Origin of the sequence: Caballeronia arationis (genome assembly GCF_001544975.2) — a bacterium.
GTDB classification, from domain to species: domain Bacteria; phylum Pseudomonadota; class Gammaproteobacteria; order Burkholderiales; family Burkholderiaceae; genus Caballeronia; species Caballeronia arationis.
This window is the reverse complement of record NZ_FCOG02000006.1, coordinates 150,896-167,105: the sequence shown is the minus strand read 5'-3', so window position 1 is coordinate 167,105 and position 16,210 is coordinate 150,896. Positions and strand designations below refer to the sequence as shown.

Sequence of the window (16,210 nt, the reverse complement as noted above, 5' to 3'; positions counted from 1 at the left end):
TTGAGCACAGTCGCCTGAAAATGAGACTGGCGCGCGAAGCCAACTAAGCGAGCCGGATCGGATTACCGAGAACTGGATCGGCGCTCACGAACGCCAAGATGAGACCGTGAGAAAGGCGCAAGAACTCGGCACTCTCGAGGTAGTCACGAACTAGGGACGCGATACTACCAGCCTCGGCCAGTCGATCAGGGCAGCCGCGCGGACAACCAAGCAGCCGATTACGGTTTTCGGCAAGTCAATGTAAAAGCGCGTCCTCGACAGAAACAAAAAAGCGGCCCCGCGGGGCCGCTCTTATCGGTTGCCGACTTCAACCGCTTACAGCGGCTGAATTGTCGACGCCTGCTTTCCCTTCGGTCCCTGCTTGATCTCGAAGCTCACCTTCTGGTTTTCCTGCAGCGATTTGAAGCCGCTGCCCTGAATCTCGGAAAAATGCGCAAACAGATCTTCTCCACCGCCATCTGGCGTAATGAAGCCAAATCCCTTTGCATCATTGAACCATTTCACCGTACCTGTTGCCATTCTTGCTATGCCTCATCAAATAACGAATCACGCTGAATAAGACTTAAACGAGTACGCCCGCATGGGCATCATCGTCTTGACGTTTTAGCACGCCAGCACGCAGTTTCTCAATGGGCACTTCCACTGAATAAAATGACTAATACGCTGTCTGCGACAAGTGACAGGGTTCAAACATGCCCGAACGCCAGCGAAATCACTTGACTGCGACAAGCTCTTCCTCTACCGCATCGCCGGCCACCGGCACGACCCCCGATGGTCCCATCGCCCGCGGCTGTAGCAGCAGCGCGACGAGTCCTGTCCATCCCGTCTGATGCGACGCACCCACTCCGCGTCCGTTGTCGCCATGAAAATACTCGTGAAACAGCACGAGATCGCGCGACCTCGGATCAGCCTGGAGCAGCGGATACGCCGCCATCGCGGGCCGCTCGCCATTCCTGTCGAGAAGAAACAGCGTGGTCACGCGGCGCGCAAGCTCGTCCGCGATCTCCGCCAGCGACAAACACCGGCCCGACCCTGTCGGATACTCCACGCGAAATTCGTCGCCGTAATAGCGATGAAACTCGTACAGCGATTCGATCAGCAGATAGTTGACCGGCATCCACACGGGCCCGCGCCAGTTCGAATTGCCGCCGAATACCCGCGAATTCGATTCCGCCGGCAAGTACCGCACGCAAAAACTGTCGCCGTTGTGATGGAACACGAACGGCTCGTCGCGATGCACGCGCGACAGCGCCCTTACCCCGTGATCGGAAAGAAACTCGGATTCGTCGAGCATTCGCCTGAGAAGCGCTTTCATCCGGTGGCCGCGCAGAAGCGACAGCAGCAGGCTATTGCCTTTGCCCGGCTCGTTCCAGCGCGACACCAGCCGCGCCAGATCCGGCCGATGTTCGAGGAACCACACGAGCCGGTCCCGCAGACCCGGCAGGTCGCCGTGCACGCTCTGCTCCAGCACGTGTACCGCAAAGAGCGGAATCAGCCCGACGATCGAGCGGATGCGCATTGGCACGTTGGTGCCGTCGGGCAGGCGCAACTTGTCGTAGAAGAATTCGTCCGGGGTGTCCCAGAGGCCCGTGTCGCAGCCGTCCTCGCAACTGACGGCCTCCGCGATGTACAGGAAGTGCTCGAAAAATTTCACCGCGATGTCGACGAACACGTGATTCGCGTACGCCAGTTCCAGCGCGATGCGCATCAGGTCGAGCGCGTACGCGGCCATCCACGCGGTGCCGTCGGCCTGGTCGATGTGGCCGCCGGTGGGCAGCGCAGACGAGCGGTCGAAGATGCCGACGTTGTCCAATCCGAGAAAGCCGCCCTGGAAAATATTGTGGCCGTCGGCGTCCTTGCGGTTCACCCACCACGAAAAATTCAGCAGCAGCTTGTGGAACACGAGTTCGAGAAAGTCGCGATCGCCCTTGCCGGTGATCGCGCGGTCGATCTCGTAGACGCGCCACGTCGCCCACGCGTGCACCGGCGGATTGGCGTCGCCGAAAGCCCATTCGTACGCGGGCAACTGGCCGTTCGGATGCTGGTAGCGGTCCTTCACGAGCAGCAGCAACTGGCGCTTCGCGAACGCCGGATCGATCAGTGCAAAGGCCGCCGCATGGAACGCGAGGTCCCACGACGCGTACCACGGGTATTCCCACTTGTCCGGCATCGAGACGATGTCCGCGTTGCACAGATGCCGCCAGTCGGCGTTCCGGCCATGCCGGCGACCCTTCGGCGGCTTCGGCTGCGCGGGATCGCCATCCATCCAGCGCGTGACGTCGAACTGGTAGTACTGCTTCGACCACAGCATGCCCGCGAGCGCCTGCCGCTGCACGAGCCGCGCGTCGGCGCTCTCGATGTCGCCTTGCAGCGCGGCGTAGAACGCGTCGGCTTCGGCGATGCGGCGCGCAAACAGCGCATCGATGTCGAGCGGCACGACGTCCGGCGCCGACTCGGGCCGCCAGCGCATCACGACAACCGCACGGCCGTTGGCTTCCATCTCGAGATGCACGTGTGGCGCCGCGCGCGTGCCCGACTCGCGGCTGACGGCCTTTTCATCGCGATGCACGATGTAGTCGTCGAAACCGTCCTTGAACGGGCCGCGGCCCTCCATGTCGAACATGCGCCTGACGTTGGTCTCGTTTTCGCAGAAAAGCCAGTCGAGCTTCGCGCCTTGCGCCGACGCGGTGACGACCATCGGCTCGTGACCGTCATGGCGCGCGACGACGTGCGGCTCGCCGGAGCTTGTTGCGAGCGTAAGCGACGGCTTCTTCTGCGCCGGCTTCCACGACCACGTGTTGCGCGCCCAGAATAGCGGCAGGACGTCGAGCGCGGCCGGCTCCGGTGCGCGGTTCTCAACCGTCACACGCATCACGATGTCGTCGGCGGTGTGCTTCGCGTACTCCACCTGAACGTCGAAGTAACGGTTGTCGTCGAACACGCCAGTATCGAGGACTTCATACTCCGGCAGGTCCGGGCCGCGCGCCGCGTTTTCGCGGACCAGGTCGTCGTACGGATAGGCGGCCTGCGGATACTTGTACAGCATGCGCATATAGGAATGCGTGGGCGTGCCGTCGAGGTAGAAGTACAGTTCCTTCACATCCTCGCCGTGATTGCCCTGCTCGTTCGTGAGGCCGAAGAGGCGCTCCTTGAGGATCGGGTCGCGGCCGTTCCAGAGCGCGAGCGAGACGCACCAGTTGAGCTTGTCGTCGCCGAAGCCGGCGATGCCGTCCTCGCCCCAACGGTATGCCCGGCTGCGCGCGTGATCGTGCGGGAAATAGTCCCAGGCGGTGCCGTTCTCGCTGTAATCCTCGCGCACGGTACCCCACTGACGCTCGCTGAGATACGGGCCCCAGCGCTGCCAGCGGCCGCATTCGGAAGAATGGAGCCGGGCTCCCTCGATGGTCTCGAGCACATTGGTGGCGCGCAGGGGCGGCATGACTTTCTCCTCTTGCTGAACTTCCGACATTTCCCGCCGGCGGAACGACCCACAATTTAGCGCGTTTTGGCGGACGCTGTGTTTGGCCGCCATTTAAGCGAAGCCTATCGATGCCACTGCCCTGCCGCAACCCGGCCGAATGGCCAACGATGAAAAATCACTGGACAGGCAAAAGCTCGGTATTGCTAACATCGATTCATCGATTGACGGAGGCAGATGGATCGTTATGCCCGCAACCGGGAAGATAGCGTTGAACGTTGAGCGTGGCGGGCGCATCAGCCGCCATGCTCGCCGAGCAGCTTTTCGATGCGCAGCAACTCGCCGAGCGACCACGCCTGACAGGGCGTTCCGCCCGGCGCATGGGGCGCGTCGCCGTCGGCCACTTCACAAATGTGGTCGAGCCCGCCATGATCCAGATGCGCGTACAGCGGCGCGAGGAAGCGCTCCCGCACGCCTTCTGCGCCGTGGAGGCGCACCCACGCCTGAATGAACGGTCCGATCAGCCAGGGCCACACGGTGCCCTGGTGATACGCCGAGTCGCGATCGAAAATACCGCCTGCGTATGCCCCGCGATAAGCCGGATCGGAAGGCGCGAGCGTGCGCAGGCCGAGCGGTGTCAGAAGATGCGCCTCGACCTGCGTTACAACCGCCTCGGCCGACGCGCCTTCCAGCAGTGCAAACGGCAGCCCGCCGACAGCGAAGATCTGGTTCGGCCGGATGGAGCGGTCGATCTTGCCCGGTTCGTGATCGGCGTCGACGAGATCGAACAGCGCGCCCGTCGAAGGATCGACGAAGCGTTGCAGGAACGATTGGCGTGCACGCGCTTCAACTTCGGCCCAGCGCGGATTCCATTCGGCCGCAATATGAAGCGCGTTGATCCACAGCGCCTGCACTTCCACCGGCTTGCCGGTGCGTGGCGTGACCACGAAGTCGCCGACCTTGGCGTCCATCCACGTCAACTGGACGCCCGGCACACCGGCACGAACGAGGCCGTCTTCGTCGACTGCTATGCCGAACCGCGTGCCTTGCGAGTAGCCTTCGAGAACCGCATCGACTGCGCGCTGCAGCCGGCTTCTCGTCGCGACGAGCGCGTGACCGGTCGCGAGATAGTCGTGCGCTGCAACGGCAAACCAGAGCGAGGCGTCGACGGCGTTGTACTCCGGTATGCCGCCGCGATCGGGAAAACGGTTCGGCAGCATCCCTTCGGACAGCATGTCGGCCCATTCCAGAAGGATCGACTCGGCGTACTGAAGCCGCCCTTGCGCGATCAGCAGGCCGCGCATCGAAATAAACGTGTCGCGTCCCCAGTCGGTAAACCACGGGAAGCCTGCGAGGACGGTGTGGCCGTCGCGACGCGCGATCACGTACGCGTCAGCGGAACGCTGGAGCCGCGAGCCGAGCGCCGTGCGGCGCTGTCGTTCGATAGCGGCGAGCGCGGCGGCGCGCTCGGGCACGGGCATCGGCGTCACCGACGAGTCCGCGCCCGCGCTCAGGATCATTACCGCCTCATGGTGCGCGAGGTCGAAGGAAAAGACGCCCGGCGTGGCGAGGTCTTCGGTGAAATCGAGGCCGCGCTCGCGTTCGCGCGCGTAGCAGAAATTGCGATACCAGTCGGGCGCGTGCTCGTAGACGCCGTTCGTCGCGGCGACGATCGCCGGCAAATCGCCATAAGGCTGCCAACTCACGCGCTCGCCGTCGATACGCGCGGCGAAATCCAGCGCCGGATTCTCGTGATGCAGCGCGTGATAGTCGCGGCCCGAGAGCAGCGGACGCACGCTCAGCGTCGCAGTGCGGGGCGCGTCGCGGCCTTCGAATCGCCAGCAAAGGACCGTCTCCCGGCTCTCCTTCGCGACAAACACCTCGGCGATCAGCACCTCACGCTCGCCAATGCGATAGCGCCAGGTCGGCCACGGCGCGGTGTCGAAGGAAAGCAGGTTCGCCGATGCGTCCAGATACAGCACATCCGGCGCGTAGTGCTGCATCGTCAGCGGGTGGCGGGTGCCGTCCAGGTCGAGCCACGCCTCGACGCCGTTCACGAGCACGACGCGTCCCGCCGGCGGTTGCGTCGCCGTGAGCAGCAGCGCGTGATAACGCCGCGTGCGCATCGTGCCGACCGTGCCCGACGCGAAGCCGCCGAAGCCGTCGGCTTCGAGCCATTCGTTTTCGAGGCGCTGCCGCCCAAAAGGCGGTTCGACGCGCGTCACGATGCGGACTTCCGGCGAAACTCCGCGAGTCCCTTGCGCGCTTCCTCGCGAATCCTGCTCTGCACGATCGATGTCCCGCCCAGCAGCCAGCCTTTCAGGCCGAGTGCCTGCCGGCTCCAGCGCCAGAGATCGAAGGTATCGGTCTGTTCGACGATCTCGCCGTCGCGAATGGCGAACTTCGAGCGAATCTCGTTCACCACCTTGCGTCCCGTGCGGGAAAACTGATACGTCGCGACGCAGTTTGCGGTCACCGTCTGACCGGTCGCCTTGATGTCGCTGTAGCTAAGGGAAAAGTCCGCTGCGCGGGCCAGCAGCATGCGCCACATGTCGCCCGCTTCGCGCCCGTGCAGCACGCCGAACACAGGGTCTTCGAAGCGGATGTCACGCGCGTAGCACGCGGCCATCGCCTCGGCGTCGACATCCTGGAACGCCCGGTAAAAGCGCTCGATCAGTTCGGCGTTCGGATTGGCCATGTTTCTTTAGCTCGTCAAGTGAGGCTTCTGAAAACAACTCCGAAATCGTCCCGCGAACGGCGTTTATCGACGGCCGATGCATCGATGCACACTTCACACGGACATGATCGTCACCGCGTGGATCAGCAGGCCGACCGCGCCACCCACTAGCGTACCGTTCACGCGGATGAACTGCAGGTCGCGCCCGATGTTCAGCTCGACGTCACGCACGAGCGTTGCGTCGTCCCACTGGCGCACGGTCGTCGCGATGTGCTTCGCGATGCCTTCGCGCAGTTCCGGCGCCATCGCCTTCAGCGCGTCGCGCATGTGCTCGTTGATGGAGTCGCGCAACGCAGGATCGCCGCCGAGCGCCTGCGCGAACGTCGCCGCAATGCTGACTACCTTCGCATGCAGCGTCGAATCCGGCTTGACGAGGTCGGCGTGCAGCCAAGCGGTGAACTCATCCCACAGACCACTGATATAGGCACGCAGTTCCGGGCGTTCGAGCCATTGTCGCTTGTGTTCGTCGATACGCGCCTTGAACGCCGGATCGGACTTGAGCCGCTCGACAAACGCTTGCACCGCGCGGTCGAACGCCTTGCGGCGCTCGTGTTCCGGATCGCTGCTGATGTCGTGCAGCCACGTGTTCGCACCGCGCACGAGGCCGGCGGCGAACTTGCTGCCCAGTTCTTCGGCGTTCAGGCCGATGAAACCGAGCGCGCCGACGAGCTTCGGATACTCTTCGCCCGCTACCTGGATGATCTTGTCGGCGAGCATCTGCTGCACTTCGCCGCGGTCGAGCCATTGCGCGAGTTCACGCAGGCCTTCGTCGAGCAGCAACTGATGACGCTGGTCGGCGGTGAGTGTCGACAGCAGCCCGCCCGCCGCGCCCGCGAGGTCGAACTTGTCGGCGCGACGGCGCAACGCGTCGTAGAGCATCGTCTTGATGCGCTCGTCGTCGATGAAGCTCAGCAACTGGCTCGCGGACGCCACCGCCTTCTTGCCGAGCAACTCGGCGTTCTTCGGCTCGGCGAGCCACATCGAAAGCCGGCTGGCCGGATCGAATGCGCTCACGCGATCGACGAGCGCGTCGGTGCTGAGAAAGCGGTCGCGCACGAACGCGGCGAGGTTGTCGGCGACGCGCGCCTTGTTGGCCGGCAGGATGGCCGTGTGCGGGATCGGCACGCCGAGCGGGTGTCGAAAGAGCGCGACGACGGCGAACCAGTCGGCGAGCGCGCCGACCATGGCGGCTTCCGCGAATGCCGCGACCCACGCCCACAGGCCCGTGTCGTGCTGGCTCTTCGCGAGGGCGAACAATGCCCCCGCCGCGACGAGCAGACCCGCCGCGAACCACTTCATCCTGTTCAATGCTGCCGCTTTATCCTGCGTTTCCATCGTGGCTTTTGTTCTGGTCCTGATTGATCGAGGAGGCAAGCATACCGCGGGTTGGGTTTCGCTGGCACTCGGGCGCGAGCGATCAGGCCGCGTCCACTTCCACCGCCACCCGCGCCAGAACCGGCACCAGCGCCGCGCCCGTATGACTGCGCGTGTTCCTTGCGAGCGTCTCCGGATCGGCAGCCGCGACTATCATCCCGCCGTTGACACCGCCTTCGGGGCCAAGATCGATCACCCAGTCGGCTTCGGCGATCACATCGAGATCGTGCTCGATCACCACCACGCTATGCCCGCCATCGACCAGCCGATGCAGCACGCGAATCAGCTTCGCGACGTCGGCCATGTGCAGCCCGACCGTTGGTTCGTCGAGTACGTAGAGCGTATGCGGAACCTTCTGCCCGCGCCGCGTCACGTCGTCGCGAACCTTCGACAGTTCCGTCACCAGCTTGATCCGCTGCGCCTCGCCGCCGGAAAGCGTCGGCGAAGGCTGTCCGAGCGTCAGATAACCGAGCCCGACATCCTTCATCAACTGGAGCGGATGCGCAATGCTCGTCATCGAGCCGAAAAATTCGACCGCTTCGTCGATCTCCATCGTCAGCACTTCGCCGATGTTCTTGCCGCGCCACGTCACCGCGAGCGTTTCCGGATTGAAGCGCTGGCCGTGACAGACGTCGCACGGCACCTTCACGTCCGGCAGGAAACTCATCGCGATGGTGCGAACGCCCTGACCTTCGCACGCCGGGCAACGGCCGTCGCCGGTATTGAACGAAAACCGCGACGGCGTGTAGCCGCGCGCGCGGGCTTCGAGGGTGTCGGCGAACAGCTTGCGGATCGTGTCCCACATGCCGATGTAAGTCGCCGGGCACGAGCGCGGCGTCTTGCCGATCGGCGTCTGGTCGACTTCCAGCACGCGATCGATCGACTCCCAGCCCGTCACACCCGAGCAGCCCTGCCAGTTGTGCGCGACGTCGAACTTCGGACGCGGCGCCTCGCGTGACAGCACGCTCGCGCGGTTGCGCGCAGGCGCGTCGGCCTGTGCCGCACGGCGGGCGCGGCGCGTCGCCGGCGACGACAGCACCGACCGGCCCACCGCGTCGAGCAGATTGGTCATCAGCACGTCGCGCGCGAGCGTCGACTTGCCGGAGCCGGAGACACCCGTGATCGCGACGAGCCGTCCGAGCGGCAGGCTCGCCGTCACGTTGCGCAGGTTGTGCAGCGTGGCGCCCTCGACCGTCAGCCACTGCTCGGGTGTCGCCGCGCGTTTCGCCGTGGCCGCGCGCACGTCGCGGCGCGTCTTGAGCGGATGCACGATCGGGTTCGCGAGAAACTGGCCCGTCAGCGATTCCTTGTGCGCCGCCAGATCGCCGACGCCGCCCTGCGCCACCACCGTCCCGCCGCGCTTGCCGGCACCCGGCCCGATGTCGATGATGTGATCGGCGCGGCGAATCGTGTCTTCGTCGTGCTCGACGACCACGAGCGTATTGCCCTTGTCGCCGAGTTTCTTGAGCGCGTCGAGCAGAATCTGGTTGTCGCGCGGATGCAGGCCGATCGTCGGCTCGTCGAGCACGTAGCAGACGCCCTGCAGGTTGCTGCCGAGCTGCGCCGCGAGCCGGATGCGCTGCGCTTCGCCGCCGGAAAGCGTCGGCGCGGCGCGGTCGAGGCTCAGATAACCGAGCCCCACTTCCTCCAGAAACTGCAGGCGCCCTTCGATTTCGCTGACGACGTCGCGTGCGATATCGGCGCCTCGGCCTTTCAGCGCAAGGGTCGACACCCACTCGCGCGTGTCGCTGACGGTCCAGCGGCCGACTTCCGTGATCGGGTAGTTGCCGAACGTCACCGCACGCGCAACTTCGTTCAGGCGTGTGCCCTCGCAGTCGGGACACGGCACGTCGACCACGTCGTCCGGTTCCTGCTCGACCGAACCGATGGTCTGTTCGCGGCCGCGGTCGTCGCCGGCGAGGATCGTGTCGTCGTAGACGGCGCGCTGCTCGCGCGTGAGTTTCAGGCCCGTGCCGACGCAGGTGTTGCACCAGCCGTGCTTGCTGTTGTACGAGAACATGCGCGGATCGAGTTCCGGATAGCTCGTGCCGCAGACCGGACACGCGCGTTTCGTCGAAAAGACGCGCGTTTCTTCCTTGCCGCGCCGATGTCCGTTGGACAGCGCGCCGTGCAGGCCGTCGAGCGGCGCGAGCAGGTGCATCACGCCCTTGCCGGCTTCGAGCGTCTCGTCGAGAAGCCTGCGCAATTCGCCTTCGCCGTCCGCCGACACGATCAGGTCGCCGACCGGCAGTTCGATCGTGTGTTCGCGAAAGCGGTCGAGCTTCGGCCACGGACTCACCGGCAGGAATTCGCCGTCGACGCGCAAGTGCGTGTTGCCGCGTGCCTTCGCCCATTTCGCGATATCGGTGTAGACGCCCTTTCGGTTCACGACGAGCGGCGCCAGCAGGCCGACATGCTGACCCTTGTAGTCGCGCATGATCTGCGCGGCGATCGATTCGGTGCTCTGGGCCTCAACCGGCGCGCCGTCGTGGACGCAATGCTGGATGCCGAGCTTCACGTAAAGCAGGCGCAGGAAGTGCCAGACTTCGGACGTCGTCGCGACCGTGCTCTTGCGGCCGCCGCGCGACAGGCGCTGCTCGATGGCAACGGTCGGCGGAATGCCGTAGACCGCATCGACTTCCGGCCTCCCGGCCGGCTGCACGATCGAGCGCGCATACGCGTTCAACGACTCCAGATAGCGCCGCTGGCCCTCATGGAACAGGATGTCGAACGCGAGCGTCGACTTGCCCGAGCCGGACACGCCCGTGATGACATTGAACTTGCCGTGCGGAATGTCGACGTCGAGCGACTTCAGATTGTGCTCGCGCGCGTTCACGATGCGCACCACGTCCTCGCCCTGCAACGCGCGGCGCGCGCTCGCGACTTCCGCGGCGAGTTGCAGCGGCACGCCCGTGGCCCGCTTCTCGGCGGCGCCCGGCGCCATCGTTTCCTCGTAGTCGAGGAGCGCGCGGCCCGTGTGCGACTGCTCGCACGCGGCGACGTCGTCCGGTGTGCCGACGCACACGACCTGCCCGCCGCCGTCGCCGCCTTCGGGGCCGAGATCGATGATCCAGTCGGCGGCGCGGATCACGTCCAGGTTGTGCTCGATCACGATCAGCGAATGGCCACGCTCCAGGAGGCGCCGGAGCGCCTGCATGAGCTTGGCGATATCGTCGAAATGAAGGCCGGTGGTTGGTTCGTCGAACATGAAGAGGCGTCCGTGTTTCGCGCCCTTCGCCTGAGACGTTTCTGCAAGAAAGCCCGCCAGTTTCAGACGCTGCGCCTCGCCGCCCGAGAGCGTCGGCACCGGCTGGCCGAGTTTCACGTATTCCAGCCCGACTTCGACGATCGGTTGCAGCACACGCAGCACTTCCGCGTCGTTGGCGAACAGCGCGACGGCTTCGCTCACCGTCAGTTCGAGCACGTCCGCGACGCTCAGGTTGCGCGAGCCGCGCTCGATCTTCACTTCGAGGATTTCCGCGCGATAACGCCGGCCGTCGCAATCCGGGCAGCGCAGATAGACATCGCTCAGGAACTGCATTTCGACGTGCTCGAAGCCCGAGCCGCCGCAGGTCGGGCAGCGGCCGTCGCCCGAATTGAAGCTGAACATGCTCGCGCTGTAGCCGCGCTGCAGCGCGAGCGGCGCTTTTGCGAACAGCTTGCGGATTTCGTCGAACGCGCCGACGTAGCTCGCCGGATTCGAGCGCGCCGTGCGCCCGATCGGCGACTGGTCGACAAAGATCACGTCGCTCAGTTGATCCGCGCCTTTGAGCGCGCGGAACGTACCCGGCGTTTCCGTCGCCTTGCCGAAGTGGCGGGCGAGCGCGGGGGCGAGCACGTCCTGGATCAGCGTCGATTTGCCGGAACCCGAAACGCCCGTCACGCAGACGAGCCGCTGCAACGGAATCTCGACCGTCACGTCGCGCAGGTTGTGTTCGCTCGCGCCTTCGAGCACGAGGCGCGGCGTGCTCTTGTCGACGACGCGTCGCAGCCAGTTCGACGCATGCGCGACGTGCTTGCGGCCGCCGAGATAGGCGCCGGTGAGCGTATCGCTCGACTGGATGTCGTTCGGCGTGCCGTCGTAGACGATGTCGCCGCCGCGCTCGCCGGGGCCCGGCCCCATGTCGATCAGGCGATCGGCGGCGAGCATCACGGACGGATCGTGCTCCACCACGACGAGCGTATTGCCCGCGTCGCGCAGCCGGTGCATCGCCTCGACGATGCGGTTCAGGTCGCGCGGATGCAGGCCAATACTGGGCTCGTCGAGCACGAAAAGCGTGTTGACGAGCGAGGTGCCGAGCGCGGTCGTCAGGTTGATGCGCTGCACTTCGCCGCCCGACAGCGTGCGGCTCTGGCGATCGAGCGTCAGGTAGCCGAGGCCGACGTCGCAGAGATATTTCAGGCGCGTGCGCACTTCGGCGTGCAGCAGCTTCAGGGCTTCATCGAGAAGCGTGCTCGGCAGCGTCAGCGAATCGAAGAAGCGGCGGATGCGCTCGATCGGCATCAGCATCAGGTCGTGCAGCGTGAGGCCGGGCAGCGCGCCGAGCTGCGGACGCGTCCAGTCGACGCCGGTCGGCATGAAGCGGTCGGCGGGGCCAAGTACCGCGTCGGCCTGTTCCTTCGTGCCGAGGCGCCACAGGAGCGCTTCGGTCTTGAGGCGCGCGCCGTCGCACGCGGGGCACTTCGTGTAGCTGCGATATTTCGACAGCAGCACGCGAATGTGCATCTTGTACGCCTTCGACTCCAGGTAATCGAAAAAGCGCTGCACGCCGTACCATTGTTTGCCCCACTTGCCCGTCCAGTCCGGCGAGCCCTTGATGACCCAGTCGCGCTCCTTCTGCGTGAGTTCGCTCCACGGAATGCCGAGGCGAATGCCCGCCTTCGCGCCGTAGCGGATCAGGTCGTCATGATTCTCGCGCCACGCGGGCGTCTGCAGCGTCTTGATCGCGCCCTCCTTGAGCGTCTTGCGCTCGTCAGGGATCACGAGGCCCAGGTCCACGCCGATCACCCGGCCAAAGCCACGGCACGTTTCGCACGCGCCGTACGCCGAGTTGAACGAGAACAGCGCGGGCTGCGGATCGGCGTAGCGGATGTCGCTTTCCGGACTGTGCAGGCCGGTGGAAAAACGCCAGATCTCGGGCTCGCCTTCGTCCGCGAGCACGTAGACGTTCACGCGGCCCGTGCCGCGCAAGAGCGCGCTTTCGATCGCCTCGAGCGCGCGCGAGCGCTCCGTGTTCTGCAGGCGAAAGCGGTCCGCGACGACATCGAGCAACTGACGCGGCCCGCTTTCGGTCTCGACGCGGCGCTTTGCCTGCACGCGCGTGTAGCCGCTCGCGGAGAGCCATTGCGTGACTTCGTCGTCGCTGGCGGTGTCGGGCAGTTCGACCGGAAACGTGATCGCGATGCGTGGATCGGCCGCGCGCGTGCGTTCCAGAAGCTCGGCGTAGATCGTCTCGGGCGTGTCGTGGCGTACCTGATGCGACGTCTTACGGTCGAACAGCTCGGCTGCGCGCGCGTAAAAGAGCTTCAGGTGGTCGTTGAGCTCGGTCATCGTGCCGACCGTCGAGCGCGAACTGCGCACCGGATTGGTCTGGTCGATGGCGATGGCGGGCGGCACGCCGTCCACACGATCCACCTGCGGCCGGTCCATGCGGTCGAGAAACTGGCGCGCGTACGCGCTGAACGTTTCGACGTAGCGGCGCTGGCCTTCGGCGTAAAGCGTGTCGAAAACGAGGCTCGATTTGCCCGAACCGGACGGCCCGGTGACGACCGTCATCTGGCCCGTATGCAGGTCGAGGTCGAGATTCTTGAGGTTGTGCTGACGGGCGCCGCGGATGCGGATTGCGTTGTTCGATGCCACTTTTGCTAACCGGTTCAATGGGTTGGAGAGCATCTGAGCCACGTGCGACACGCGATGGCCTATGCCATCCGCATGACTCTTGCCGACAAGCACGCCACTGTACACTCATACAGTGTTTGTCGCAAAAAGCACGAGTGCCCGGCTGTGCAGCAGATGCCGTTCCGCATCCGCCCGGGGGTCCGCAAAAATAGTTTGCCGTTTGTCGGCAAACGGCATATAATGAATTCCAATGATTGTGTCTTTCGCATGCGCCGAGACGAGGGCGCTGTTTGAAACCGGCCGGTCCCGGCGCTTCGCGAATATCCTCGGCGCGGCAGAAGGCAAGCTCACGCTGCTTGACGAAGCCGCCACGCTGAGCGCGTTGCGGACTCCTCCGGGGAACAGGCTGGAAATATTGCGGGGCGAACTCTCGGATACTTACAGCATCCGCGTGAACAATCAGTGGCGGCTGTGCTTTTCATGGACGCCGGACGGACCCGCAGAAGTGCGGATCATCGACTATCACTGAACGAGGCCACGAATGGGCAAATTTACGAACGGCATGCGTCCTGTGCACCCGGGCGAGATTCTGCGGGAGGACTATCTCGAGCCGCTCGGCATGACCGCGAATGCGCTCGCCCGCGCGCTCGACGTCACCGCGAACCGTATCAACGACATCGTGCTGGAGCGTCGCGGGGTGACACCCGAGACGGCGCTCAGGCTCGCCCGCTATTTCGGCGGCGACGCGCAGACCTGGCTCAATCTGCAGATGACGTACGACCTGAAGATCGCGGAACAGGAGCACGCGGAAGAAATCGCGCGGACCATTTCGCCGCGCGAAGCGGCGTGACAATCGCGGCGGACGGGCGCGCGCAATCCCGTCGCCGGTTACGGTTCAGCGCTCGATCACGAGCAGCGTCGATGTCGCCGAGGCGTGCAGGCGGCCGCTCGCGTCCTTGAGCGTCGCTTCCGCGAACGCGGCGCGCCGGCCGATCGAAAGCACGCGGCCTTCCGCACGCAAGAGCCCGGAGTCACGCGTGACGGCCTTGTGATACGCCACTTTCAATTCGAGCGTCGTGTACGCCTGGCTGGCGGTCAGGCACGAGTGGACTGCGCAGCCGCACGCCGAATCGAGCAGCGTGGCCGCGTAGCCGCCGTGCACGGTTCCGATCGGGTTGTACGCGTGGTCGCCCGCGATGCCTGCGAACACCGCCCTGCCCGCTTCCACCTCCACGAAGTCGAAATCCAGCGATACCAGAATCCCTGGCCTACGACCCGACGCGATCAGCGCGCGCAGTTGCGACAGGCCGTCCAGCCCCGCCGCGGTTTCTTCGATCATGCTCATCTTTTCGTGTCTCCTTAGTTCGATGACGCTGCGCTCTTGCGCACCGCTTGGGCGAGCGTGGGCGTGCTGTTCACGGCGATGTCGTCGCTTGCCGGCGTCTGGCTCCAGCCGCCGCCGAGCGACCGGTACAACGCCACCGCCGCCAGCGCGTGCTCGCGTTTCGCCAGATTCAGCGAATCCGCGTCCTGCAGAAACGACTCCTGCGCCGCGAGCACATCCAGGAAGCTCGCCGCGCCGCCCTTGTACAACTGCGTCGAGAGCGTGAGCGACTTGTCGGATGCGGCGAGCGCATCGGTCAGGCGCGCGGCCGATTCCGTCGTGCTGACGAGATCGCTGCGCGTGTCCTCCACTTCCTTCAGCGCCTGGAGCATCGTCTGCCGCAGATTCAGTTCCGATTCCCGCATCCGGCTTTCGCTCTGTTCGATGCCGGCGGTGATGCGACCGGCGTTGAAAATCGGGCTGGTCGCGTTGAGCGCGGCACTGAAGAGGTTGTCGGTCAGCGTCGGCAGTCCGAGATACGACGACGCCAGCAAGCCGTCCGTCAGCCGCAGCGAGAACTTCGGATAGCGCTCCGCCCTCGATACCCCCACTTCCGCCGCACGCTGCTGCACGCCCGCGTACGCCGCGAGCACGTCGGGGCGGCGCAGCAGCGCGTCGGACGGCAGCATCTGCGGCACGGCGCTCGTCGGCGCGGGGATCACGGGCGCGTCGCCCGCATTCGCGAGCATCAGCCGGTCGACGGATTCCGGCGTGCGCCCCGAATACACCGCGATCAGGCTCAACTGATGCTGGATCGTCGACTGCGCGCGCGGAATCCGCGCCTGCAGGTCGCTCAGCTGGTTCTGCGCGCGCGAAACGTCGAGTTGCGTCGAAAGTCCGTATTGCAGGCGCCGTTGCGTGAGACGCAACGCGCGCTCGCGGATCGCGACGTTGTCCTGCAGGATCTTGAGTTCCGACTGGGCCCAGCGCAGGTCGACATACGCGGAAGCCGTATCGGCTGCCAGCGCAAGGCGCAGCTGGTCGGCGGCATGTTCACGGCCGACGAGTTGCGCCTGCGCCGCCAGCAGTTCCAGCCGCTCGCCGCCGAACACATCGGGCGTCCAGCTGAGCGACAACCCTATGCCCGCCTGCCGCACATAGCCGAGCGGCGGCGGCGTATTCTGGCGCGCATCCGATGCGACGGCGTTCGCGTCGAGTTGCGGCAGAAGCGCCGCGCGACGCTGTGTCGTCAGCGCCTGCGCCTGCTTCACGCGCTCGACGGCGGCCTGCAGGTCGAGGTTGTCGTTCAGCACCGACGCCACGAGTTCGTGCAGCACCGGGTCACCGAACTGGTTCCACCACGCGGCCGGATCGGCGGGATCGCGCGGCACGTCGACGCTCCAGTCAGCGGGCGCGGTCGTCGCGACGGTGGCGGGCAGATCGGCGTGCGTCGCCGGCTGCACCGCGCACGCGGCGAGCGACAGACACGCCAGGATTTCAACGAGAAGCTTTTTCATG

At 65.3% G+C, this 16,210-nt stretch carries 10 protein-coding genes; 2 read left to right on the top strand and 8 right to left on the bottom strand.

Annotated features, from left to right (window positions below; all coding sequences use genetic code 11):
- Positions 1-315 precede the first annotated feature (315 nt).
- The 6 genes from AWB81_RS05805 to uvrA all read right to left on the bottom strand — a co-directional run bounded on the left by AWB81_RS05805 (position 316) and on the right by uvrA (position 13,422).
- Complete coding sequence (locus tag AWB81_RS05805) at positions 316-519, bottom strand: cold-shock protein (protein WP_062633121.1); 204 nt, start codon at positions 517-519, stop codon at positions 316-318.
- Positions 520-712: 193 nt separating this feature from the next.
- The gene (locus tag AWB81_RS05800) at positions 713-3,439 is read right to left on the bottom strand and encodes an MGH1-like glycoside hydrolase domain-containing protein (protein WP_062633119.1); all 2,727 of its coding nucleotides are present in this window, start codon (positions 3,437-3,439) and stop codon (positions 713-715) included.
- Between the two features lie 275 nt (positions 3,440-3,714).
- Positions 3,715-5,643, bottom strand: coding sequence for an amylo-alpha-1,6-glucosidase (locus AWB81_RS05795; RefSeq protein ID WP_062633118.1), 1,929 nt, complete (start codon positions 5,641-5,643; stop codon positions 3,715-3,717).
- Complete coding sequence (locus tag AWB81_RS05790) at positions 5,640-6,116, bottom strand: nuclear transport factor 2 family protein (RefSeq protein ID WP_062633117.1); 477 nt, start codon at positions 6,114-6,116, stop codon at positions 5,640-5,642. The genes AWB81_RS05795 and AWB81_RS05790 overlap by 4 nt, the downstream gene beginning before the upstream one ends.
- Before the next feature lie 93 nt (positions 6,117-6,209).
- On the bottom strand, positions 6,210-7,490 hold the full coding sequence (locus tag AWB81_RS05785; protein WP_062633115.1) for a DUF445 domain-containing protein: 1,281 nt from the start codon (positions 7,488-7,490) through the stop codon (positions 6,210-6,212).
- A gap of 82 nt (positions 7,491-7,572) precedes the next feature.
- The gene (gene uvrA, locus AWB81_RS05780) at positions 7,573-13,422 is read right to left on the bottom strand and encodes an excinuclease ABC subunit UvrA (RefSeq protein WP_062633149.1); all 5,850 of its coding nucleotides are present in this window, start codon (positions 13,420-13,422) and stop codon (positions 7,573-7,575) included.
- Positions 13,423-13,618: 196 nt separating this feature from the next.
- Here uvrA and AWB81_RS05775 point away from each other — a divergent pair, with 196 nt between their 5' ends.
- Together AWB81_RS05775 and AWB81_RS05770 are read left to right on the top strand one after the other, a co-directional pair.
- A complete protein-coding gene (locus tag AWB81_RS05775; RefSeq protein WP_062633114.1) occupies positions 13,619-13,897 on the top strand; it encodes a type II toxin-antitoxin system RelE/ParE family toxin in 279 nt (92 codons plus the stop codon).
- A 12-nt stretch (positions 13,898-13,909) separates the two neighbouring features.
- The gene (locus tag AWB81_RS05770) at positions 13,910-14,218 is read left to right on the top strand and encodes a HigA family addiction module antitoxin (RefSeq protein ID WP_062633112.1); all 309 of its coding nucleotides are present in this window, start codon (positions 13,910-13,912) and stop codon (positions 14,216-14,218) included.
- 45 nt (positions 14,219-14,263) lie between these two features.
- Here the strand turns inward: AWB81_RS05770 and AWB81_RS05765 are convergent, their stop codons facing one another.
- Both AWB81_RS05765 and AWB81_RS05760 read right to left on the bottom strand, forming a co-directional pair.
- Positions 14,264-14,713, bottom strand: a complete 450-nt coding sequence (locus AWB81_RS05765; RefSeq protein ID WP_062633110.1) for a PaaI family thioesterase — start codon at positions 14,711-14,713, stop codon at positions 14,264-14,266.
- Between the two features lie 14 nt (positions 14,714-14,727).
- On the bottom strand, positions 14,728-16,209 hold the full coding sequence (locus AWB81_RS05760; RefSeq protein WP_062633108.1) for an efflux transporter outer membrane subunit: 1,482 nt from the start codon (positions 16,207-16,209) through the stop codon (positions 14,728-14,730).
- Position 16,210: the final 1 nt, after the last annotated feature.

Excerpts from the sequence above, each read along its gene's own strand:
- AWB81_RS05805 (WP_062633121.1), bottom strand. The coding sequence starts at position 519 with ATGGCAACAGGTACGGTGAAATGGTTCAATGATGCAAAGGGATTTGGC.
- AWB81_RS05800 (WP_062633119.1), bottom strand. The coding sequence starts at position 3,439 with ATGCCGCCCCTGCGCGCCACCAATGTGCTCGAGACCATCGAGGGAGCC.
- AWB81_RS05790 (WP_062633117.1), bottom strand. The coding sequence starts at position 6,116 with ATGGCCAATCCGAACGCCGAACTGATCGAGCGCTTTTACCGGGCGTTC.
- AWB81_RS05785 (WP_062633115.1), bottom strand. The coding sequence starts at position 7,490 with ATGGAAACGCAGGATAAAGCGGCAGCATTGAACAGGATGAAGTGGTTC.
- uvrA (WP_062633149.1), bottom strand. The coding sequence starts at position 13,422 with ATGCTCTCCAACCCATTGAACCGGTTAGCAAAAGTGGCATCGAACAAC.
- AWB81_RS05775 (WP_062633114.1), top strand. The coding sequence starts at position 13,619 with ATGATTGTGTCTTTCGCATGCGCCGAGACGAGGGCGCTGTTTGAAACC.
- AWB81_RS05770 (WP_062633112.1), top strand. The coding sequence starts at position 13,910 with ATGGGCAAATTTACGAACGGCATGCGTCCTGTGCACCCGGGCGAGATT.
- AWB81_RS05765 (WP_062633110.1), bottom strand. The coding sequence starts at position 14,713 with ATGAGCATGATCGAAGAAACCGCGGCGGGGCTGGACGGCCTGTCGCAA.
- AWB81_RS05760 (WP_062633108.1), bottom strand. The coding sequence starts at position 16,209 with ATGAAAAAGCTTCTCGTTGAAATCCTGGCGTGTCTGTCGCTCGCCGCG.